Source organism: Nonomuraea glycinis (genome assembly GCF_035920485.1).
Lineage (GTDB): Bacteria > Actinomycetota > Actinomycetes > Streptosporangiales > Streptosporangiaceae > Nonomuraea > Nonomuraea glycinis.
Map to the genome: position 1 here is coordinate 635,684 of NZ_CP109166.1, position 21,115 is coordinate 656,798.

The 21,115-nt window shown below is 70.6% G+C and carries 21 protein-coding genes and 1 pseudogene; 8 read left to right on the forward strand and 14 right to left on the reverse strand.

Annotated elements, in window-relative coordinates:
* Nucleotides 1–103: 103 nt before the first annotated feature.
* Nucleotides 104–748, reverse strand: a complete 645-nt coding sequence (gene trhA, locus OHA68_RS02845; RefSeq protein ID WP_189136746.1) for a PAQR family membrane homeostasis protein TrhA — start codon at nucleotides 746–748, stop codon at nucleotides 104–106.
* A 20-nt stretch (nucleotides 749–768) separates the two neighbouring features.
* Nucleotides 769–2,301: a penicillin-binding transpeptidase domain-containing protein gene (locus tag OHA68_RS02850; RefSeq protein ID WP_327106231.1), complete on the reverse strand. Its 1,533-nt coding sequence runs from the start codon at nucleotides 2,299–2,301 to the stop codon at nucleotides 769–771.
* Between the two features lie 24 nt (nucleotides 2,302–2,325).
* On the opposite strand from OHA68_RS02850, the gene OHA68_RS02855 reads away from it, so the two are divergent.
* Entirely contained in the window at nucleotides 2,326–3,171 is an 846-nt protein-coding gene (locus OHA68_RS02855; protein WP_327106232.1) for a spermidine synthase, read from the forward strand.
* Here OHA68_RS02855 and OHA68_RS02860 read toward each other — a convergent pair.
* Together OHA68_RS02860 and OHA68_RS02865 are read right to left on the reverse strand one after the other, a co-directional pair.
* Nucleotides 3,168–3,836, reverse strand: coding sequence for a response regulator transcription factor (locus OHA68_RS02860; RefSeq protein WP_225276816.1), 669 nt, complete (start codon nucleotides 3,834–3,836; stop codon nucleotides 3,168–3,170). The genes OHA68_RS02855 and OHA68_RS02860 overlap by 4 nt on opposite strands.
* Nucleotides 3,829–5,532: a sensor histidine kinase gene (locus OHA68_RS02865; protein WP_327106233.1), complete on the reverse strand. Its 1,704-nt coding sequence runs from the start codon at nucleotides 5,530–5,532 to the stop codon at nucleotides 3,829–3,831. The genes OHA68_RS02860 and OHA68_RS02865 overlap by 8 nt, the downstream gene beginning before the upstream one ends.
* Nucleotides 5,533–5,707: 175 nt before the next feature.
* Here OHA68_RS02865 and OHA68_RS02870 point away from each other — a divergent pair, with 175 nt between their 5' ends.
* Both OHA68_RS02870 and OHA68_RS02875 read left to right on the forward strand, forming a co-directional pair.
* Nucleotides 5,708–7,159 carry a serine hydrolase gene (locus tag OHA68_RS02870; RefSeq protein WP_327106234.1) on the forward strand — a complete coding sequence of 484 codons (1,452 nt, stop codon included), beginning with the start codon at nucleotides 5,708–5,710 and terminating at the stop codon, nucleotides 7,157–7,159.
* 48 nt (nucleotides 7,160–7,207) lie between these two features.
* The gene (locus tag OHA68_RS02875; RefSeq protein WP_327106235.1) at nucleotides 7,208–8,176 is read left to right on the forward strand and encodes a pirin family protein; all 969 of its coding nucleotides are present in this window, start codon (nucleotides 7,208–7,210) and stop codon (nucleotides 8,174–8,176) included.
* An 85-nt stretch (nucleotides 8,177–8,261) separates the two neighbouring features.
* Here OHA68_RS02875 and OHA68_RS02880 read toward each other — a convergent pair whose 3' ends face one another.
* The 3 genes from OHA68_RS02880 to OHA68_RS02890 all read right to left on the reverse strand — a co-directional run bounded on the left by OHA68_RS02880 (nucleotide 8,262) and on the right by OHA68_RS02890 (nucleotide 9,847).
* Nucleotides 8,262–8,795, reverse strand: coding sequence for a hypothetical protein (locus OHA68_RS02880; protein ID WP_327106236.1), 534 nt, complete (start codon nucleotides 8,793–8,795; stop codon nucleotides 8,262–8,264).
* A gap of 73 nt (nucleotides 8,796–8,868) precedes the next feature.
* On the reverse strand, nucleotides 8,869–9,144 hold the full coding sequence (locus OHA68_RS02885) for a 4a-hydroxytetrahydrobiopterin dehydratase (protein WP_189136741.1): 276 nt from the start codon (nucleotides 9,142–9,144) through the stop codon (nucleotides 8,869–8,871).
* Nucleotides 9,145–9,163: 19 nt separating this feature from the next.
* On the reverse strand, nucleotides 9,164–9,847 hold the full coding sequence (locus OHA68_RS02890) for an SDR family oxidoreductase (RefSeq protein ID WP_327106237.1): 684 nt from the start codon (nucleotides 9,845–9,847) through the stop codon (nucleotides 9,164–9,166).
* A gap of 204 nt (nucleotides 9,848–10,051) precedes the next feature.
* On the opposite strand from OHA68_RS02890, the gene OHA68_RS02895 reads away from it, so the two are divergent.
* Both OHA68_RS02895 and OHA68_RS02900 read left to right on the forward strand, forming a co-directional pair.
* Complete coding sequence (locus OHA68_RS02895) at nucleotides 10,052–10,630, forward strand: TetR/AcrR family transcriptional regulator (protein ID WP_327106238.1); 579 nt, start codon at nucleotides 10,052–10,054, stop codon at nucleotides 10,628–10,630.
* 146 nt (nucleotides 10,631–10,776) lie between these two features.
* Nucleotides 10,777–10,975 (forward strand): annotated as a pseudogene (locus tag OHA68_RS02900) (hypothetical protein); the annotation flags it as partial.
* Here OHA68_RS02900 and OHA68_RS02905 read toward each other — a convergent pair.
* On the reverse strand, nucleotides 10,914–11,618 hold the full coding sequence (locus OHA68_RS02905) for an SDR family NAD(P)-dependent oxidoreductase (protein ID WP_327106239.1): 705 nt from the start codon (nucleotides 11,616–11,618) through the stop codon (nucleotides 10,914–10,916). The pseudogene OHA68_RS02900 and the gene OHA68_RS02905 sit on opposite strands and share 62 nt — an antisense overlap.
* Nucleotides 11,619–11,737: 119 nt before the next feature.
* On the opposite strand from OHA68_RS02905, the gene OHA68_RS02910 reads away from it, so the two are divergent.
* Nucleotides 11,738–12,187, forward strand: a complete 450-nt coding sequence (locus tag OHA68_RS02910) for a winged helix-turn-helix transcriptional regulator (protein WP_327106240.1) — start codon at nucleotides 11,738–11,740, stop codon at nucleotides 12,185–12,187.
* Nucleotides 12,188–12,317: 130 nt separating this feature from the next.
* On the opposite strand, the gene OHA68_RS02915 is transcribed toward OHA68_RS02910, so the two are convergent.
* Both OHA68_RS02915 and OHA68_RS02920 read right to left on the reverse strand, forming a co-directional pair.
* A complete protein-coding gene (locus tag OHA68_RS02915; protein ID WP_327106241.1) occupies nucleotides 12,318–13,532 on the reverse strand; it encodes an aminotransferase class III-fold pyridoxal phosphate-dependent enzyme in 1,215 nt (404 codons plus the stop codon).
* Nucleotides 13,533–13,551: 19 nt separating this feature from the next.
* On the reverse strand, nucleotides 13,552–14,469 hold the full coding sequence (locus OHA68_RS02920) for a carbohydrate kinase family protein (RefSeq protein WP_327106242.1): 918 nt from the start codon (nucleotides 14,467–14,469) through the stop codon (nucleotides 13,552–13,554).
* 68 nt (nucleotides 14,470–14,537) lie between these two features.
* Here OHA68_RS02920 and OHA68_RS02925 point away from each other — a divergent pair, with 68 nt between their 5' ends.
* Both OHA68_RS02925 and OHA68_RS02930 read left to right on the forward strand, forming a co-directional pair.
* Nucleotides 14,538–15,140 (forward strand): TetR/AcrR family transcriptional regulator, encoded by a 603-nt coding sequence (locus OHA68_RS02925; RefSeq protein WP_327106243.1) that lies wholly within the window; start codon nucleotides 14,538–14,540, stop codon nucleotides 15,138–15,140.
* A 21-nt stretch (nucleotides 15,141–15,161) separates the two neighbouring features.
* The gene (locus OHA68_RS02930; protein WP_327106244.1) at nucleotides 15,162–15,674 is read left to right on the forward strand and encodes a hypothetical protein; all 513 of its coding nucleotides are present in this window, start codon (nucleotides 15,162–15,164) and stop codon (nucleotides 15,672–15,674) included.
* Between the two features lie 52 nt (nucleotides 15,675–15,726).
* Here the strand turns inward: OHA68_RS02930 and OHA68_RS02935 are convergent, their stop codons facing one another.
* From OHA68_RS02935 to OHA68_RS02950, 4 genes are read right to left on the reverse strand one after another with little or no spacing between them, the layout of a single operon-like run.
* A complete protein-coding gene (locus tag OHA68_RS02935; protein WP_327106245.1) occupies nucleotides 15,727–17,880 on the reverse strand; it encodes a glycoside hydrolase family 2 protein in 2,154 nt (717 codons plus the stop codon).
* 55 nt (nucleotides 17,881–17,935) lie between these two features.
* The gene (locus tag OHA68_RS02940; protein WP_189136733.1) at nucleotides 17,936–18,778 is read right to left on the reverse strand and encodes a carbohydrate ABC transporter permease; all 843 of its coding nucleotides are present in this window, start codon (nucleotides 18,776–18,778) and stop codon (nucleotides 17,936–17,938) included.
* Nucleotides 18,775–19,641 carry a carbohydrate ABC transporter permease gene (locus tag OHA68_RS02945; protein WP_327106246.1) on the reverse strand — a complete coding sequence of 289 codons (867 nt, stop codon included), beginning with the start codon at nucleotides 19,639–19,641 and terminating at the stop codon, nucleotides 18,775–18,777. Before OHA68_RS02945 ends, OHA68_RS02940 begins: the two co-directional genes overlap by 4 nt.
* Nucleotides 19,638–21,002, reverse strand: coding sequence for an ABC transporter substrate-binding protein (locus OHA68_RS02950; protein WP_327106247.1), 1,365 nt, complete (start codon nucleotides 21,000–21,002; stop codon nucleotides 19,638–19,640). The genes OHA68_RS02945 and OHA68_RS02950 overlap by 4 nt, the downstream gene beginning before the upstream one ends.
* Between the last annotated feature and the right edge of the window lie 113 nt (nucleotides 21,003–21,115).

Genomic DNA, 21,115 nt, shown 5'->3' on the forward strand with positions numbered 1-21,115 from the left:
TCCGGACTGTTGTCCGCAACGGGCACTCGCCCACCTCCCCACCCGGTCAAATCTGTGTCATTGCCAGCAGATGCGGTCAAATCTGCGCCACCAGGAGCAGGCGTCACTGGGAGTAGACGACGATCGACACCGCGATGTACTGGACGAGGTAGGCGGCGAGCGTGCAGGCGTGGAAGACCTCGTGGTAGCCGAACCAGCGCGGCGACGGGTCCGGGCGGCGCAGCCCGTACACGATCGCGCCGGCACTGTAGAGGAGGCCGCCGACGGCGACCAGCACCACGGCGACCAGCCCCGCGCCCCGCAGGAGCTGCGGCAGCACGAAGACGGCGGTCCAGCCGAGCGCGAGGTAGAGGACTGTGTAGAGCCAGCGCGGCGCGCCCATCCACAGCACCCGGAACAGCACTCCGGCCAGCGCTCCGCCCCAGGTGACGGCGAGCACCGCGATCCTGGCGGCCCCGTCGAGCGCGAGCAGCGCGAACGGCGTGTACGTGCCCGCGATGATCAGGTAGATGTTGGCGTGGTCGAGACGGCGCAGCACCTCCGCCAGGCGAGGGCCGAGGGTGCTGCGGTGATAGGTGGCCGAGATGCCGAAGAGCAGCGCGGAGGTGATCGCGTAGATGGCGGAGGCGAGCCGTGCCTGGAGGGTGGGCCCGAGGGTCACGAGCGTGAATCCCGCGATCAGCGTCACGGGCAGCGCCCCCGCGTGCAACCACCCCCGCAGCCTGGGCTTAACGGTGATCGTCGTCATATAACCTACGGTACCGTAGGTTAGAGCCCATTGAGGAAACGAGTGACGATCGGCACAGCCGCGGACCTGCCCGATCCGCCGTGCCGCACGAAGACGCAGAAGGCCAGGTCGTCGCGGTAGCCGACGAACCAGCCATGTGACCGTTCGCCCTCGACCTCGGCCGTTCCGGTCTTGCCGGACACCCCGTCGGGGAGTCCGGCGCCGCTCGCCGTGCCGTGCTCCACGACGGCGCGCATCATGGCGCGCAGGTTCGCCACCACGCCCTGGTCCAGCTCGACCGGCGGGGGCGGCTCGCCGTCGACGTGACGGACCTGCTCGTCCGACAGCAGCCGGGGCGAGCGCAAGGTGCCGTCCTGCACCGCGGCGGCGATCATGGCCATGCAGAGCGGGCTGACGACGACCGAGCCCTGGCCGATGGCGTTCGAGCCGAACCAGTCGGCGTCCGCCGGGTCCTCGATGGCGCCGCACGCGCCCTGCGCGCCGGTCGGCATCGGCCTGCCGAACCCCCACTCGGCCGCGGTCTCGCGCAGATCCTCACGTCGCAGGCGGGTGAGCGCCTGCTCGACGAAGGTGGTGTTGCAGGAGTAGGCGAAGGCGTCGGTGAAGGAGACCAGCCCGCGATCCACCCCGCCGTCGTTGGTGAAGGCCCGCCGGTCCGGGAAGCTGTACGTGGCCGGGCACGGCACCTGGGCGGCCGGTTCGAGCCCGGCCTTCATCAGGGCGGCAGCGGTGATTATCTTGAAGGTGGACCCCGGCGGGAAGAAGTCGTGGAAAGCGCTGTAGTTGTCCTTCAGCCTGTCGGCCAGCGCGAGCACCTCGCCGGTGGCGGGCCGGAGCACGACGATCGCGGAGTCCTCCACCCCGTCCAGCGACCGCGCGGCAGCGGCCTGGACGGAGCTGGACAGCGTGGTGCGCTGGACGTCGGGCTTGGGCTCGACCGTCATGATCCGCTGCTCCGGCCGGCCCGGCGCCTTCGCCACCAGCGCCCACCCCGCGCTGTCCCCGTCCAGCTCGGGCCGCAGCCGCGCCAGGAGGGACTCGACGTAACCGTTGTTGGGGATCTTGTGGCCTTCCCTGGTGAGCAGCTCGACCGGGGGCCCTTCGACGTCCACGATCTCCACCGTCCCGCCGTCCTTGAGCAGCGGGTGGAGGGTCTCCGGCGCCCACAGCACCTTCCAGTGCCGGTTCCGTACGGCCAGCCGCAGCGTGCCGTCGAACGGCCAGGCGCCGAAGGTCTCCAGCATCCGGCTGCCGCTGAAGGGCACCTCCGCCGTCTCCTCTCCGGTGACCTTGACCGCCCCCGGCCGTAACTCCACGCTCTTGACGCCGAGTTCGGCGCTCATCGACAGGTGGCGGGGGCGGAAGTCGGCGGGCGGCTCGTGCACCAGAGCGGCCATGGCCTCGACGTTCCCCGCCCGCCAGGCCGCGAAGTAGGCGGCCGAGGTCTCGGCGGCGCTGCCCCTGACCCCGCCGGCGGCCAGGACCGCGAAGGCGACCGCCCCGAATACCGCCGCAACCGCGCTCAGGAGGACAATCAACCTTCGGCGTCGCATACGGTTCTCCCAGGAGGGATCAACGTGGCACGTGGACAGCGAGAGCCGATGCCCGGGCAGTACCCGGTGACATTCGGCGAGGTCGAGCTGCTCCGGGATCTTGACAGGCAGGACGGCTGGGTGCTGTCCAAGGATGGCGTACCTCAGTCATATGTTGACCTACAAGACCCGACATTTCTTGAATTCGAGTACGTACGCCTCATGGCCGATGTTATCGACCTGCTGGACGAGGGTCCGCTGAGCTGTCTGCACGTGGGGGGCGGCGCCTGCACCATCCCGCGCTACGTCGCGACCACCCGCCCCGGCTCCCGGCACATCGTCATCGAGCCCGACGGACTGCTGGTCAACCTGGTGCGCGAGCAGCTCGACCTGCGCTCGGTGCCGCGGCTCAAGGTCATCGTGGCGGGCGGCCGGGAGGGCACCGCCAAGATCTGGGACGACTCGGCCGATCTGGTGGTCCTGGACGCGTTCATGGGCGCCACCATGCCGGTGGAGCTGGCCACGACCGAATACCTGGGCGACCTCACCCGGGTGCTGCGCCCGTCGGGCACCCTGCTGATCAATCTGGCCGACGGCAAGGGCCTGGCCTTCGCCAGACGCCTGCTGGCCACCGTCACCGGCACGTTCGGGCACGTGGCGCTGCTGGCCGAGCCGGGCGTCATGCGCGGCCGCCGCTTCGGCAACCTCATCGTCGCGGCCTCCCGCACCGAGCTGCCCCTCGACCTGCTCACCCGCCGCGCCGCCGGCGGCCTCACCCAGGCCAGATGCGTGCACGGCGGAGCGCTGACGAACTTCATCGCCGGGGCGGCGCCCATCAAGGACGGGGACGCGGTCCTCGCCCCGGTGCCACCCCCCGCCGTCTTCGGCTAGGGCTTCAGATAGGCGAGCACCGCCGCCACCCTGCGGTGCACGTCGGCGCTGTTCTCCAGGCCGAGCTTGGTGAAGATGGAGTTGACGTTCTTCTCCACCGACGACACCGACAGGTGCAGCGCCCTGGCGATGGCACCGTTGGACCTGCCGTGGGCCATCTCGCGCAGCACGTCGCGCTCGCGCGGGGTGAGCGCCTCGTGCTCGCCCCGCACGTCGTGCCGGTCCAGCAGTCCCTCCACCACCTTGGGATCGATGACCGAGCCGCCCGAGGCGACGGCCCTGATCGCGCCGAGCAGCTCGTCCAGGTCACCGACCCGGTCCTTGAGCAGGTACGCCACTCCCTCGGTGCCGTGCTTGAACAGCTCCAGGGCGAACAGCGCGTCGGAGTACTGCGACAGCACCACCACGCCCACGCCGGGATGCTCGTGGCGCAGGCGGTGCGTGACGTCGATGCCCTCGAAGCCCTCCCGCCACCGGCCGCCGGGCATCCGGATGTCGGTGATCACCACCTCGGGGCCGAGTCTCCGTACGGCGTCCAGCAGCTCGTCGGCGTTGCCCACCGCGCCCACCACGGCGACCTCGCCGGACATCTCCAGCAGCCGCCTGGTGCCCTCCCGCACCAGGTAGTGGTCGTCGGCCACGACCGTCCTGATCGTCTCAGCCACCGACCGGCACCCAGGCCTCCACCCGTGTCCCCTTCCCGTGCTCGCTGTCGAGGTCGAGCCCGCCGCCCAGCGCGTCGAGCCGGTCGGCCAGCGTCGCCAGCCCGCCGGCGTCGAACCCCTTGCCGTCGTCGGACACGGTCGCCCGCAGCCGGCCGGCCGTCCTGTCCAGCCGTACCTCTATCTTGGTCGCCTCGGCGTGCTTGAGCGCGTTGGCCACCGCCTCGCTCACCGTGAAGTACATCGCCCCCTCGATCTCGTCGGCGAACCGCTCACCCCGCAGCTCCCTGCGGGCGAAGACCTGGGTGGGCACGGGCAACCGGGCGCAGCGCGCCTCGACGGCCTCCACCAGGCCGCCCTGGGTGAGCGCCGACGGGTGGATGCCCGCCGCCAGCTCCCGCAGGTCCTGGAGGGTCTGGCGGGCCTGCTCGCGCAGGTGGCCGAGCGTCTCGGCGTCGCCGCCGGTGGCGCGGGCCAGCTCGATTCCGGCGATCAGGGCGACGAGCTGCTGCTGGACGCCGTCGTGGATGTTGCGCTCGATCCGCCGCCGCTCGGCCTCCTGCGCGTTGACCAGGCGCGCGGCCAGCCCGGCGCTCTGGATGGCCAGTCCGGCGGGTACGGCCAGCGCCTCCAGGAACCGCTGGTCCTCCTCGTGGAGGCTCCCCCGGTCCCGGGGGCCGCACTCGATCCGCCCCAGACCGCCGCGCACGGGCAGCGTCAGGGCGGCCGGGCCGTCTTCCCTGCCGGAGACCACCCGCCTGCCGTCGGCGAGCGTGACGGCGGCCCAGCGGGTGTCCAGGCCGGTCCGCACCGCCGTGGCCAGCCTGCCGAGCTGCTCCACGGGCTCGGCGGTCGCCTCCAGCGCGGAGCCGAGACGGGACAGCACCTCGTCCACGGTGGGGCGGACATCGAACACCAGCAGGACTCGCGAGCCCCGGATTCGCACCCGGATGTCCAGCAGGTGATGCCGCACGATCGCCACCACAATGGCGCCGGGCAGGGCCGTGACCAGGGTGACGAGCCCGATCATGCCGATCCCCGGCAGGGCGGCGCTCATGCTGAAGGACAGGACCAGCCCGATCCCGGCCTGGACGGCCACCGCGCCGGCGAGGATCCAGCCGTACTGCCCCCGTTCGGGCCGCTCACTGCGCCACCAGCGCACGACCAGTCCGCCGAGCACGACCAGGGACATGATCCAGGTGACGGTCTGACCGATCGTCGACGCCAGCGTGCCGACCAGTCCGACGGGTGTCGAGACGTCGCTGTAACCGGTCGGCATGATCGTCATCATCGTGTTCCCGACCGCATGCGTCGCGATGGCGACACCCGCGATCCACGCGACCGGCCGCCACCGGCGCGAGGGCAACCTCCCCTCGGGAAACAGCAGCGGAATGAACACCCAGGACAGGCCGTAGAACAGGGCGAGCGCCGCGGCCAGCGGATAGCCGCCCGCCACCCCGCGGATCAGCAGGCCGGCGCCCAGCATGCCGATCCCGAAACAGACCGCGGTGACCAGCAGCAGCCAGCCGTACCGCACCTCCGGACGCCGGGCGGCGAGCAGCCAGCCCAGCGCGGGCAGGAGCAGGCCGACCGCGATGAACGCCCACTGCGACGGCCGGCTGCTCTCCAGCAGCATGCCGGTCGTCAGCCCGGCGGCCGCGATCAGCGCCAGCAGGCCGGCCGCCACGTTCGTCCGCATAAGGAGCCTCCGCGTAAAAGAGACATCGTCACAAAGCGGACATGACGGTGTCCATGAGGTTGACCGCACAGTCCGTACGGCCAACCCCACCCGCCGGAACGGTGGCTCACACGGTGGGCGGGCACTCCCGGATCGCCTTGGCTGGGATCACGTCCTCCGAACGGAAGGAATTCCCGTGAAGCGATCCATGGCGGCAACGGCGGCCGCCCTGACCCTCGTCACCATGACCGCCTGCGCCGGGCAGACCGCCACGGCCACGCCTGGAGCATCCAGGACCGCCTCCCCCACGGCCCCGGCCGAAGCGTCCGGACCCGCCTCTCCCACCGCCACGCCCGGAACGTCCGGGCCCGCCACGCCTGGAGCGTCCGGGTCCGCGTCCCCGTCGCCCGACGTCGAGATCCCCGGCACCCCGCTGGGCGACGCGCTGCGCTGGCTGCTGGACGCCTCGACCAGGGCGCCGATCATGGAGAGCGAGCTGGCCGAGCACCTGGCGCCCGCCTTCCTCGCCCAGGTCCCGGCGGAGGCGTTCAACCAGACCTTGGCGGCCATCAAGGACCTGCGGCTGCTCGGCCTGTCCGTCGCGCATGCCAACGCCTTGTACGCCCGTGTCGAAACGGGCGGCACGCCGTACATCCTTGAACTCTCCGTCGACGCCACCGGCAGGATCACCGGCGCGCGGCTGAGCGCGCCGCCCACCCCGCAGCCCACGCCGGCGAGCTGGAAGGAGCTCGACGAGCGGCTGCGCAAGGCGGCGCCGCAGGTCGGCTTCCTCGCGGCCGAGGTGACCCGCGGCGACTGCCGCCCGGTGCACGGCGTCGCGGCGGGCGAGAAGCGCCCGCTCGGCTCGATGTTCAAGTTGTACGTGCTCGGCACGGTCGCCGAACGGATCAGGAGCGGCGCGTTCGACTGGGACACCAAGCTCACGATCACACCCGAGCTGAAGAGTCTGCCGACCGGGCAGCTCCAGGACCGGCCGGACGGCAGCGAGGTGACCGTCCTGGAGGCCGCCAGGCTGATGATCTCCATCAGCGACAACACCGCCACCGACCTGCTGATCCACAAGGTGGGCAAGAAGGCGGTCGAGCGGACGATGCGCGCCTGGACCCGCTCGGCCGACCGGCGCAACGTGCCGCTGCTGAGCACCCGCGAGTTGTTCACGCTCAAGGGTGTCGACCATCCGCGTCTGGCCGAACGCTACCTGTCCATGAGCGACGCCGGGCAGCGCGCCTATCTGGCGAGGACGGTCGCCAAGGTGCCGCTCTCGGAGATCACCGCCTGGGCCGAGCCGCGCGACCTCGACACCATCGAGTGGTTCGCCTCCCCCACCGGCATCTGCCGCACGTACGCCAAGCTGGCGAAACTGGGCGACAAGCGGGTCGGCGAGGCGATGTCCCTCTCGGACGGCGGGCTCGGCCTGGACAAGGGGACGTGGCCTTCGGTGTGGTTCAAGGGCGGATCCGAGGCCGGGGTGCTCGACCTGAGCTACCTCGCCCGCACGGACGACGGCCGGACCTTCGTCGTCACGGTGATGGGCGCCGACCCGGCGGAACCGCTCGATGAGAACCAGGTCGGCCAGGAGTTCGCGGCGCTGGTGCGAGGGGGGTTCGCGCTCGCCAGGAATAGTTGAAAGCTCAATCAGGTTGTCCGGAGCACCTGACGCTGGAAGGAGCCCGACATGCCCGCCGTAACTGTCGACAACCCGCTCACCCTCCCCCTGCTGCCTGAGCCCGCACCGGGCACCCCGCAGCGCAAGGTGCTCGCTGTGGAGAGTGCGCCGAGTGGATTCGAGGGCGAGGGGTTCCCGGTGCGCCGGGCGCTGGCCGCGATCAAGCCCGCATACCTGGACCCGTTCGTGATGATGGACCAGATGGGCGAGATCGACTACGCGGCCGGGGAGCCCAAGGGCACGCCCTGGCACCCGCACCGCGGCTTCGAGACCGTGACGTACATGATCGACGGGGTGATGGATCACCTCGACTCCAACGGCGGCGGTGGCACCATCACCAACGGCGACACCCAGTGGATGACCGCCGGGGCCGGGATCTTGCACAAGGAGGCGCCGCCGGAGTGGCTCGTGCAGCAGGGCGGGCTGTTCCACGGCATCCAGCTGTGGGTGAACCTGCCGGGCGCCAAGAAGATGACCGCCCCGAAATATCAGGACATCCGGAGCTCCAGCGTCGCGCTGCTCGCCAGCCACGACGGGGGCGCGCTGGTACGGCTCATCGCGGGCGACCTGGCCGGCCAGAGCGGTCCCGGCAGCACGCAGACGCCCATCACCCTGCTGCACGCGACCGTCAGCCCCGGCGCCCGGCTCGCGCTGCCCTGGCGCAAGGACTTCAACGCGCTGGCGTACGTGCTGTCGGGAAGCGGCACGGTCGGGGCCGACAAGCGCCCGCTGAAGAGCGGCCAGCTGGCCGTCTTCAACGGCTTCGGCGACCGCCCGGGGCTCGGCACCGACGGCGAGTTCGTCACGATCTCCGCCACCACGGAGACGCTGGAGGTCATCGTGCTGGGCGGCGAGCCGATCGGTGAGCCGGTGGCCCACTACGGCCCGTTCGTCATGAACACCCAGGCGGAGCTCGTCCAGGCCATGGAGGACTTCCAGGCGGGCAGGCTCGGCACCATCCCGGCCGGCCACGCGTAATGCGCGACGCCCCGGCCGACCCCCGCCGCGGCCAGGCACGCGTGACCGGTGAGTGGGCCGCGTGGGCCCACTCACCGGTGAAGGATCACTTCAGGGTCAGGCAGGCGGCGCGGTCTCCGGCCATGCCGATGTCGGGGCCGGAGGTCGTGGTGGGCCGGGCGTGCACGATGAGGGATCGGGGCAGCCGGGTGGAGTCGAGACTCCAGTCGTGACGGGCACTGGCATGACCGGCCCCCGACTCGTCGGTGGTGAAGTCGAGCCAGACCTCGCTGGCGGTGCTCACCTGGCCGGGCACATGCTGGTAGTGCGGACCGGCGTCCTCGCCCTTGGTGCCGCAGGGCTTGGTGTGCAGATGGGCGCCGTAGGCCCGGCCCGGCCGGAAGTTCTCGACCACCAGGGACGTGAGCGTCCGGCCCGCGGTGGACTCGGAGGTGACGTTGGCCTGGGCGCCCACCGGCACCAGGCCGCGGTCGTAGGTGATGATGTCGGGATCGTTGGTGGAGAACTCACCGCTCCCCTTCAGCATGATGCCGCTCTGTGCCGCCGGGTGCGCGAGCTGCGCCGGCGCGCCGGAGCAGCCCGCCGCGAGCAGGGCGAGCAGAAGTGCGGGCAGGCGCATGTGAACCCCTCTGGAGCACGAGTCCGTACGGGCGGGACTCTCGGGGCACCTACTCTATAGAGTAGCCGCTCGGCTACGCACCGTATTCGGCCGCAATGGCGTCGATCCGTGCGGCGAGGGCGAAGTCGAGCTCGGTCAGGCCGCCCTGGTCGTGCGTGGTGAGCGCCAGGTGCAGCTCGCGCCACCGGATGTCGATGTCGGGATGGTGGTTGAGCTCCTCGGCCCGGACCGCGATCGCGTCGACGATCCGGATGGCGGTGGGAAAGTCGGGGGCGGTGATCGTGCGGCGGATCTCGTCGCCTTCACGCCGCCATCCGGGTAGCTCACGCAGCTTCTGCTCGACGTCCATGGGCGCCACGCTATCCGGCTCAGCCCGCCGGCGAGGACGCGAGATCGCGCTTCACCGCGCGGGTCAGCTCATCCGCGAGGATCTCCGGTGCGCCCGACCCGATCGCGTCCAGCGCGGCGCCGGCGACCGCGGCCGGGTCGGTCTTGTTCTCCGGAGCGACGAACGCGGCCATGTCGGTGTCCATGTAACCGACGTGCAGGGCGGTCACCGTGATGCCCTTGGGCGCCAGCTCTTGACGCACCGCGTCCGTCATCGCCCAGCTCGCGGCCTTCGCGGCGCTGTACGCGCCGGAGGTCGGCGGGTGCAGCCAGGACAGGACGGACAGCACGTTGAGAATGGCACCGCCGCCGTTCGCCTCGATGATCGGCGCGAAGGCGCGGGTGACGCCGAGCGTGCCGAAGTAGTGGGTCTCCATCTCCAGGCGGATCTGGTCCAGGTCGCCGTCGAGGAGCCTGCTGCGGGTGGAGACGCCGGCGTTGTTGATCAGCAGCGTGGCGTCGGCGGCGACCCGGGCCGCCCGCGCCACCGACTCCGGGTCGGTGATGTCCAGTCGCAGCGGCACCGCGCCGGGCACGTCGACCGACTCGGGGTTGCGGGCGGCGGCGTACACCTTGGCGCCGCGTTCGATGAGCTGCGTGACGAAGTGCCTGCCCAGTCCGCGGTTTCCTCCGGTCACCACTGCCACGGATCCGTTGATGTCCATGTCATATCCCCTTCTTTGTCACGACTCGTACCCAATAAGCCTGATTTATAGGTCTTTGTCGGGTTTTGCTGGGTGCTCGCGCCGTCCAGGCCATCGCGCCTCGCGGCGTCTTCAATATGACCGGTCGTCTTAAGTTCGTCAAGTGCCGGTACGAGATTTGACAGTGCTTGAGATGACCGGCCATATTGACGACGGAGGTGTGTCATGGCCAGGCGGAGCATGCGCAACGAGATCGTCACGGCGGCGCTGGAGCAGTTCCATGCGCACGGCTACAACGCGGCCGGGGTCAAGACGATCACCGACGCGGCGGGCGTACCGAAGGGGTCGTTCTACAACCACTTCGACAGCAAGGAGACGCTGGCCGTCGAGGTGCTGCGCGTCTACGGCGAGGGGCGTCTCGACGAGTTGCTCGGCGGCGCGGACGAGCCGCTGGTCCGCCTGCGCGCCCACTTCGAGGCCATCCGGGACCAGGTCGTACGGCTCGAGTTCACCCGGGGGTGCCTGCTCGGCAACTTCGGCGCCGAGATCGCCGACCACAGCGAAGTGATCCGGGACAGCGTCGCCGAAGGATTCCGGCAGTGGGTGGCGGCGATCGCGGCCACCCTCGCGCAGGCTCAGCGCGGCGGCGCCGTCCGGGCCGGCCTCGACCCCGAGATGACCGCCCGCTTCCTCCTCAACGCCTGGGAAGGCACCCTCCTGCGGGCCCGCGCCGACCGCTCCGCCGAAGCCTTCGACACCTTCTTCGCCATCGCCTTCGGTCCCCTGCTCGCCAACGGCGCCTGAGGACCCTCGCGGCCGAGCGTGAGCCACCCGCTCCGGCCAGGCGGCGCTGACCGGAGCATGCCGTCGAGGACGTCCGGCCCGGCAGTTCCCCCGGAGCGGCTCAGCCGAGAGGGGCGACCCCGAAGATCGGCGAGGTGCTGCCGCTTTCCGCCCAAGCCCGCTGGCGGGCTGTGAACGCGCCCCACCTCGTCGCCCTCGTCCGCGCCGGAGCCCGCTTCGAACGCGGCGTGCTCGTCGCACGATCCGACGAGCACGCCGCCTGGCCTGCCGCCGACGGAGCCGGTCAGCCGTGCCCGTCGGCCCGCTCGGCGACCAGGGCGCGGAACGCCTCAAGGTCACCGATGACCTCTTCCGCACGGCCTGGCTGCTGGTACAGGCTGTAGTAGCGGGCGCCGATGGCATCAGGGTCGGCCACCTCGTCGCCCGGGATGACGCCGGAGGCGATCGTCACCGTTGCCGCGTGAATCCCCTGGGGGCGGAGTTCGGCGTGCAGCGCGTGCGCCCAGTTGCGCAAGCCGGCCATGGCCAGGCCCACGTTGGCCAGGAAGGGCGCGGCAATCGTGGACGACACACCGGTTGTCAGCAGCAGTGTCCCCTCGCCTCGGGCGCGCATCTGCGGGAGCACCTGTCCCACGGCCGTCACCGCGCCCAGCACATGCAGCTCGAACTGCGCGGCGGCGGATGTCACCGTGGTCTGTGCGGCGTGGGTGATCGGCCCCGTGGGGCTGGGGCTGTACTCCAGGACATCGACCGGTCCGAGCGCCTCCCCGGCCCTGGTGAGAGCATCGGCCAGCGCGTCACGATCTCGGATATCGGCGGGAAAAGCCGCAGCGGTGATGCCCAGCCTGGTCAAATCACCCACCAAAGCGTCCAGGGTGTCCCTGCTCCGAGCGATCAGTCCCACTTGGAAGCCGTGCCTGCCGAAAGCCCGGGCCACGCCCATCCCCAGCCCCGGGCCGGCACCGACAATAACGAGCGTCTTCGCCACCACAACATCCCTTCCGATCACAGCGGCAGTTACTCTTTGTTCGCAACAGCATGATTTGTCACTGCCTGGTCGGTGGCAAGACGGCACATTCATGTCAGTGACGTACACGGAGGTAACCCTTGACGCCCGCCAGGAGCACCCCACCAGCAGGGCGGCGCCGCGACGTCACGCCACCGGCGCCAGAAGACGCGGGCGGTCGCGAGCCGGATGACGAGGTATGCCGACAGGTGCTGCGGATCCTCGCCCTGATCGGCGACAAGTGGAGCGTCCTGGTCATCGGGCAGCTCCGCGACCGAACCCTGCGCTTCGGCGAACTGCACCGCGCGGTCACGGGGATCTCGCAGCGCATGCTCACCCTGACCCTGCGGCAACTTGAGCGCGATGGCCTCCTCACCCGGACCGTGCACCCCAGCGTTCCCCCGCGCGTCGACTACGCGCTCACCCCACTTGGCGCAACACTGCTGGACTCCGTCGACGCGCTTGCCGAATGGGCCACCACACACCGACAAGAAATCAACAGCAACCGACGCCACTACGACGCCACCCGTACGCCACGAACACAGCCCTAGCCGTCCCCAGCATTTGACAATTCCTCGCCAAGTGGGGCAGCTCCGCCGAGGCTCAGCCAAGTGGGGCAGCTCGGCCGAAGGGCTCGGCAGAGAGACTGCTCAGCCGAGGTGCTCAGCCGGGAGGGGCGGATCAGCCGAAGTGGGTGCGGGTTTCTGCGAAGGCCTGGTCGGTGCCCTCCAGGGCGCGGGCCACGTCCTCCTCCGTGTGGGCGGCCGACATGAACCAGTTGTGCCAGGGGTGCAGGTAGACCCCGTGCCGCAGGCAGGCGTCGCTCCAGTACAGGGCCGTGGACAGGTCGGCGTCGCCGTCGAAGCTCAGCCAGGGGATCGTCACCGGCCCGGTCTGGTTGACGGTGAAGCCGTGCGCCTTGGCCTGGGCGTACAGGCCGTCGCGCAGTTGGGTGCCGGCCCGTTCCATGGTGGCGATCCCGTCGGTGTCGCGCAGGGTCTCGATCGTGGCCTTGGCCGCCGCCATGGCGACCGCCGAGAACCAGAACGACCCGGTCGTGTACAGCGTCTGGGCTGGGCCGCGCAGCGCGTCCGTGCCGGTGACGGCGGCGATCGGGTAGCCGTTGGCCATGGCCTTGGACCACGCGGTCAGGTCCGGGCGCACCCCGTACCGCTCCCACGAGCCGCGCAGGTCGATCCGGAAGCCCGCCCGCACGTCGTCGATCACCAGCGCGGCCCCGAGGCGGTCGGCCAGCGCCCGCGCGCCGCGCGCGAAAGTGGGTTCCACCAGTTCCTGGTCCTCGAACGCGTCGTGCTTGAACGGCGTCACGATGATCGCCGCCACGTCCCCCTCGACGGTGGCCGCCGCGGCCTCCAGCGATTCCAGCGAGTTGTAGGCGAATTCCACCAGGTCGGCCCGCTCGTTCGGGGTCGTGCCGGCGGTCGAGGGCGTGCACCAGGGGTCGGCGCCGTGGTAGGCGCCGTGCGCCATGAGGACCTTCGTCCGGCCGGTGGCGGCCCTGGCGACCATCAGCGCCTGGGTGGTGGCGTCGGTGCCGTTCTTGGAGAACATCGCCCAGTCGGCGCTCGGCACGGTGTCGACCAGCAGCTCGGCCAGCTCGACCATGACCGGTCCCGGGCCGTTGAGGCAGTCTCCTTGGGCGAGCTGCCGGGCCGCCGCCTCCTCCACGCGCGGGTGCCGGTGGCCGAGCACGATGGGTCCCCAGCTGCACATGAAGTCGATGTACTCGCGCCCGTCCACGTCCCACTGCCGGCATCCCTCGCCCCGCGCGAAGAACTGCGGGTAGCCGGGGGCGAAGATGGCCGCGTTGAGATGCCCGTACATGCCGCCGGGCACCACCTTCAGCGCCCGCTGACGGAGTTCCGCGTCTGTCATCTGCAAGCTCGATTCTGTGTCAGGCCAGGAGGGCGAGGGTCGATTCGAGGTCCGTCAGCCCCGCGTCGGAGCCGAGGCCGGTGGCGACCTGCGCGGCGGCGGCCGTGCCCCAGCGGGCGGCGGTCAGCACGTCCTGGTCGTGCAGCAGGCCGGTGATGAACCCGGCGCAGTACGCGTCCCCGCAGCCGGTGGTGTCGGCCACGTCCGTCTTGAGCGCCGGCACCGGCTCGGCCCCGGCCTCGGTCACGACCAGGCTGCCCGCGGCCCCCAGGGTGACCAGGACGCCGCGCGGTCCGTTGGCCAGCAGGGCCGCCGCGGCGGCGGGCACGTCGGCCGCGCCGGTCATGAGCAGAGCCTGGGCGTCGTTGGGCAGGACGTAGTCCACGTGGGGCAGGAACGCCCGCGCCATGCCTAACAAATCCGGCATTTCCGATAGCAGGTCCATCGTCACGATGACCCCTGAGGCCCGGACGGCGTCGAGCAGCTCGAAGAAGGCCGGGTCGCCGAGGCCGAACGTCACGTCCATGCCGCCGAGGTGGATCGCCCGGACGCCGCGCAGCGTCTCGGTGTCGAGGTCGGCGAGGGTGACGCCGAGGTTGGCGCCGGGGACGTGGAAGCTGGGGCGACCGCCGTCGGGCCGGATCGGCAGGATGGAGGCGGCCGTCTGCTCACCGGCCCGGCGCACCAGCCGGCTCACGTCCACGCCCCGCTTGGTCATCACCGCCACCAGGAAGTCGCCGAGCTCGTCGTCGCCGACGGCGCCCATGGAGACGACCTCGTTGCCCAGCTTGACCAGGTCGACCGCGGTCCCGGCGGCGGCACCGGCGGCGGTCAGCCGGATCTGGTCGACCAGGACGGTGTCCTGCCCTTCGGGGATGCGCTCGACGGGCCTGGCGAGGATGTCGACGATGTGCACGCCGACCGTGGCGACGGTCATGGGTCTAAATAGACAGACGTCCGAATAAAAAGTCAATATGCTGAGGCGAGAACGAGAGGGGGCCGTCCATGCCGAAGATCGTCGACCATGACGAGCGCAGGCGGGAGGTGCTCACCGCCGCCAGCCGGGTGATCGTCAGGGACGGCATCGACGCGGCCACCACCCGTGCCATCGCCAAGGAGGCGGGTTACTCCAACGGCGTCCTGGCGCACTACTTCACCGACAAGGACGAGATCCTGCTGTCGGCGCTGCGCCAGTCGCACCAGCACATCCGCGAGCGCCTGGCCCGCAAGGTCGACGCCGCGTCCGGGCTGGCCGCCCTGCGCGAGCTGCTGCTGGACAACCTGCCCCTGGACGCCGAGCGCACCCAGGAGACCCGCCTTGAGGTGAGCTTCTGGAGCCGCAGTCTGGCCTCCGAGCGTCTGGCCGAGGTGCAGCGGGCCGAGGCGGCCGAGTTGCGGTCCGCCGTGCGGGACCTGCTCGGCCAGGCCCGCGCGGCTGGCGAGCTGACCTCGGACCAGAGCCTCGACGACCTCACCGAGCAGTTCCTCGCCCTGGTCGACGGCCTCAGCCTGCACCTGCTCCTCTACCCCGACCGCCTGCGCCGGGCGGACCTGGAACGCCTGCTCCTCCGGTTCGTCGATCAGGTGATAACCGACATTTCCGGATAACGCGGGATAGCATGCCGCCCCATGAAGAGACGGGCGAAGATCGTCAATATCGTACTCGCGACGACTCTGGTGGGCACCCTCACCCCGGCCGCGCCCGCGTACGCGGCACGGGGTTACATGATCAAGAACGTCTCCACAGGCACCTGCTTGGGCATCACCAAGGACAACTCACCACACAAGATGGGCTACTTCCTGCACTCCTACCTCAACTGCGACCCCTTCGCCAAAGACCTGCGGTGGACCCGCACCCGTGGACAGATCGCCAGCGTCGTCTTCAAGGGCCGGCAGTGCATCAGCGCACCCAAGCACGTGCCCGAGCGCTCGGTCGTGCTCGTACGGCGGTGCGGCTCCGACCAGAAGCACCAGCGGTTCACCTTCCCCCTGGTCAAGCGCCGACTCGGTGGCGACCGGCACCAGATCGAGTGGCAGGGCCGGCCGAGGGACACCTGCCTGCTGGCCAACTACCAGAACCAGGTCTTCGGGGTGCGATGCAACCCCTCCAGCATGACCCAGAACTGGGTGCTGGTCCCCTGATCCGGCCGACCGGCCACCTTGCCGTCGCATGAGCCTCGACCGGCCCTGACGGTCAGGGCCGGTCGTCGCCGATGACGAAACCGGTGTGGGTGTCCACGTCCACGGCCGAGCGGGCGAGCACGGTGCCGTCGCTGACCAGGGCGAGGTGCAGCCGCCCGCTCGACCAGCCGGCCGGCAGCTCGGCGCGGACCTCGGCGGGGCCGCTGAGCAGGAACGGCTTGGCCTCGATCCACGGACCCTCGACACCCGGATCGGCCTGCGAGGCCGACGCGGCGGGCGCGGCCGACGCGGCGGGCGCGGCCTGCGAGGCCGACGCGGCTGGCAAGCCAAGACAGGCCGGTGCGGGGCCGAAGACGGGGGTCCAGGCCGTGTGCAGGCGGCCGTTGACCGGCTCGGTCCCGTGGTGCGAGACGCGGACGGGCACGGTGACCTCGCGCTCCGCGCTGAGCAGGTCGCGGCCGGGCGCGACCGGGACGACGTCGAGGACGAGCGCGGTCGTGGCGTTCACGTCCGCCGGGTCCACGCCGGCCAGGTCCTTGGGCCGCCGCTCGAAGTCCAGCAGGCCCGCGGACTCGTGCTCCACGTCGTACAGCTCGGTGTAGACGTAGCCGGCCAGCCGGTCGTGGCGGCGCAGCTCCTGGGTCTGCCAGCGCAGGTGCCAGGCGCGTTCGACACAGGTGAAGCCGCCGCCGTACTCGCTGTTGAGGTTCGGCAGGCCGCGCAGCGGCTGCGACGGGACGCCCGCCAGCTTCTTGCGCACCACGTAGTCGGGGCCGAGCCGGACGGGGAAGTCGTCCTGCTCGCCGTCGAGCAGCGCGGCGACCGTCCGGCCCCAGGAGGCGGCGGACTCGTCGTAGTAGTGCCAGTCGAGCAGGTCGGTCCTGACGTGCGTCCAGCCTGAGTTGTCCACCGCGGGCCTGGTCGGGTCGAGCGCCTTGAGCAGGTCGTACGCGCGCGCCGTCGCCTCCTGCTTGGCCGGGTCGCCCGGAATGTCCCAGTCCAGGCCCCACTCCTCGTTGTACAGACCCCAGATGACGATCGCCGGGGAGTTGCCGTCGCGTTCGACCATGGGCGCGATCTGCTCCTCGAACGCGGCCACCGACTCGGGCGAGAAGCGGCCCGTGGCGGCGGGTTCGGCCCACACCAGCATGCCGAGCAGGTCGGCGTGGTGAACGAAGCGCGGATCCTCCAGTTTGAGGTGCTTGCGCACCAGGTTGTAGCCCGCCGCCGCGGCCAGCTCGATGTCGTGGCGCAGCGCGGCGTCGTCGGGGGCGGTGATGCCGGTACGCGGCCAGTAGCCCTGGTCGAGCACGCCGCGCACGAACAGGCGGCGGCCGTTGAGGTGCAGGTCCTCGCCGATCACCTCGATCCGGCGCAGCCCGGTATAGGCGGCGACCCGGTCGGTGCCGTCAGCGGAGATCAGCTCGGCGTCCACGTGGTAGAGGTACGGGTCCTCGGGTGACCAGAGTCGCGGCTCGGCCACCGGGAGCACGATCGGGTCCGTGGCCGTCGCGGCCTCCGAGCCCGCGACGACGCCCGTGCCGGTGACCGTGCCGGTGACCGGGAGCTCGACCGTGGCGCCCGTCTCGCGGACGGTCAGCCGCAGCGTCGCCTCCGACGGGCCCTCGACCCGGGCCGTCACCTCGATGGCGTCCAGCTCGGCGGCGGGGCGCAGGCGCAGCTCGGCCAGGTGGGTGGCGGGCCGGGCCTCCAGCCACACGCTCTGCCAGATCCCCGACGACGGAGTGAAGCACACGCCGTCGAAGTCGTCACGCGGGATGCTGCGCTGCTTGCCGTGCGCGAGTTCCCGCTTGTCGAGCGGCGCGGAGACCCGTACCAGCACCTCCTGATCGCCCTGTCGCAGCGCGTCGGTGATGTCGGCCTCGAACGGCGTGGAGCCGCCCCGGTGCGCGGCCACCTCGATCTCGTTCACCCAGACGGTGGCCTCGTGGTGGACGGCGCCGAAGTGCAGCACCACCCGCTGTCCCGTCCAGGCGGCGGGGACGGTGATCCGGCGCCGGTACCAGGCCAGGGGCAGCCAGTGCGCCTCGATGCCCGACGCGGGGGTCTCCCAGGCGAAGGGCACGGTGATGGTCCGGTCCCAGTCCTGCTCGGTGTCGGCCCGGAAGTCCCAGTCGCCGTTCAGGCTCGACCAGGTGTGTGACCGGTCGAAGTGGGGCCGGGGATATTCCGCACGCGGCGTCATGGTGCTCCGTTTCGTTGGGATGACGAGGGTTCGTAGTTCGTGGGGACAGCTAGGGTCAGCCCTTGACGCTGCCCGCGAGGATGCCGTTGATGAAGTGGCGCTGCAGCAGGACGAAGATCACCAGGAGCGGCAGCATGGCGATGCTGCCGGCGGCCAGCAGCTCGCCCCAGACGGCGGCGAAGTCGGCGCCGATCCGGTTGCCGGTGATGTTCTGCGCCAGCGTGGCCAGCACCACCTGGAGTGTCTGGTGCGAGGTGTCGTTGACGGCGACGACCGGCCAGACGAAGTCGTTGTAGACGTTCATGGTGGTCAGCACGGCCAGCGCGGCCATCCCCGGCCGGATCACCGGGAGCACGACCTTGGCGAAGATGCCGAACTCGCCGGCCCCGTCCACCCGTCCGGCGTCGATCAGCTCGTCCGGGATGGCGGCGATGGTCTGCCGCATCCAGAAGATGCTGAACGCGTCGATGCTGCCCGGCAGGATCAGCGCCTGGTAGGTGTTGACCCAGCCGAGCGCGCTCATCTCCAGCAGCAGCGGGATGATCAGCACCAGCGTCGGCAGCATCAGCGTCAGCAGCACCACGCCGAACAGCAGGTCCTTGCCGGGGAAGGTGTACTTGGCGAAGGCGTAGCCGGCCAGCGGGCAGAAGAACATCGTCATCGCGCCCTTGACCGCCAGCACCAGCGCCGTGTTCGCGAACCCGGTGCCGATCGGCACGTCGGCGAACATCGCCCGGTAGTTGTCCAGCGTCGGCGCGCCGATCGACAGCGGGCTGGTGATGATCTCGGCGGCCGGCTTGAACGAGGAGCTGATCGCCCACCAGATGGGATACAGGAAGGCGAGGGCGAGCAACGTCAGCAGCACGTACTGCGCGACGCCCGGTCTGGTCGGGTTCATGACACCTCGTCTTTCGGCCGCAGCAGCCTGACCGCGCCCAGCGACAGGCCGAAGACCAGCAGGACCAGCAGGAACGAGTTGGCGGCGCCGGTGCCCAGGTCGGAGGCGGTGATGTGCTCGTAGAGGTAGAGGCCGGCGGTGGTGGTGGAGCCGTACGGGCCGCCTTCGGTGACCACGAACGGCTCGGCGAACATCTGGAAGACGGCCAGCGTCTGCACGACCACCAGGAACGCCATGCTCCGGCGCACCAGCGGCACGGTGATCGACCAGAACTGCCGCCACCGGGACGCGCCGTCGAGCGCGGCGGCCTCGTACACGCCGCCGGGGACGGCCTGGAGGCCCGCGAGCAGGATGATGATCGCGAACCCGGTGGTCTTCCACAGGAACAGCAGCGCCAGCGTCGGCTTGGCCCAGACCGTGGACGTCAGCCACCCCACGTCGGGCAGCCCGGCCAGGTTGAGCAGGTAGTTGACCGGCCCGTGGTCCTGGTCGAACACCACGATCCACACCTGCGCCATGGCCACCAGCGGGGTGACGAAGGGCGCGATGAACGCCACCCGGTACAGCCCGCGCAGTCGCAGCCTGGCGTTGGCCAGCAGCACCGCGCCGCCCAGGCCGGCCACGACCTGGATCGGCACGATGAGCAGCCACATGACCGCGCTGTTGCCGAGCGAGCCCCAGAACTCCGGGCTGGTCAGCAGGTAGAGGTAGTTGTCCGCGCCGACCCAGTGGGCCGCGCCCGCGCCCCGCCAGCGCATGAAGCTGAGCTGCAGCGCGTAGATCAGCGGGTAGATCCCGAAGGCGGCGAAGACCACGAAGAACGGGGCGACGAACAGGTACGGCGTGAGCCGTACGGACCTCATGAGCGGTCGATCAGGTTGCGCTGGATCTTCTCGCCCGACTCGGCGATCACCTGGTCGGGGGTCATCTTGCCCTCCATCAGGCGCTGGAGGTTGTTGCCCAGGTAGTCCACCGACTGGGCCCACCACCACGGGATCGGCGCGGCGGCCGGGATGGTGGCGGCGGCCTCGACGGCGACCTTCCACAGGTCCTGGCCGCCGAGCGCCTCGATCGGCTCGAACAGCGGCTTGGCCGGGTCCAGCGCGGGCTGGAAGCTGGGGACCGAGGTGGACAGGCCGCCGGGGTAGACGTCGTTGGGGCCGTACACGGCGGTGTAGCCGGGCTCCTTGAAGCAGAGGAACTCGTACAGCAGCCAGGCCAGTTCGGGGTTCTTGGCCTTGGCGGGGATGACGAAGCTGCTGCCGCCCATGGCGCCGCTGCGCGCGCCGCCGGGCGTCCAGGCCGGCAGCGGCGCGGCCCGCCACTTGCCCTTGGTCTCCTTGAGCAGTTGCTGCGGCGCGAACGACCACCAGATCGCCCACGGCACGAACACCTGCTGGCCGCTGTCGAGCGTGTTGACGTCGGCGGGCTTCAGGTAGGGCACGTGGGTGACCAGGCCGTCCTTGACCGCGGTCTCGATCCAGGTGAGGATCCGCCGGTACTCAGCCGAGTCCAGCCTGAGCTTGCCCTGGGCGTCGGTGAGGCTGGTGCCCTGCTGGTTGGCGAGCATCTCCAGCCAGAGCTGGCCGAGGAAGGGGTCCTTGTCCAGGTGGATGGGCTTGGTCGTGGGATTCTTCTCCTTGACCGTCCGGGCCGCGGTCACCAGGTCGTCGTACGTGGCCAGGCCCGCCGGGTCGACTCCCGCGTCCTCCAGGATGTCCTCGCGGTACCACAGCAGCCCGGGGTCCAGGTCCCACGGCACCCCGTAGATCTTGCCGTCCACGGTGTTGACGGACAGCTTGTACGGCGCGGTCCGGTCGCGGTAGGGCGCGATGAGGTCGGTCAGGTCGAACAGGTGCTCGGCCTGCCCGCCGATCTTGGCGTCGTCCCAGAAGCTCCCGTCGGGCACGCCCGTGCCGCTGATCAGCGTGTTGGCCAGCTTGGCGTCGATGTCCACGGCCTGGTGGTTCACCGTCACGCCCGGGTATGCCGCGCGGAACTTGCCGATCGCCGCGTCGAACACCTTGAACAGGTCGCCCGACCGGTTCCAGATCGTGATCTCGCCCTTGACAGACGACGCGGAGGCGCTCGGCGCGGCCAGTTTGCTCGGCGCGGCGCCGGTGCCGCCGGGGGCGCAGGCCGCGAGGGAGCCGGTCGCGGCGAGCGCGCCGACACCCAGGGCTCCTTTGAGGAAACCGCGTCGGGCGATCGGGGGTGTGGACATCTTGACTCCTCGGCCATGGCTCCGGTGCGAGCTCTGCAACGATGCAGACATCATGCATACTTGTCTGCAACGATGCAAGTGTGGGTTTGGGATCTTCCCAGTCCCGATGACGG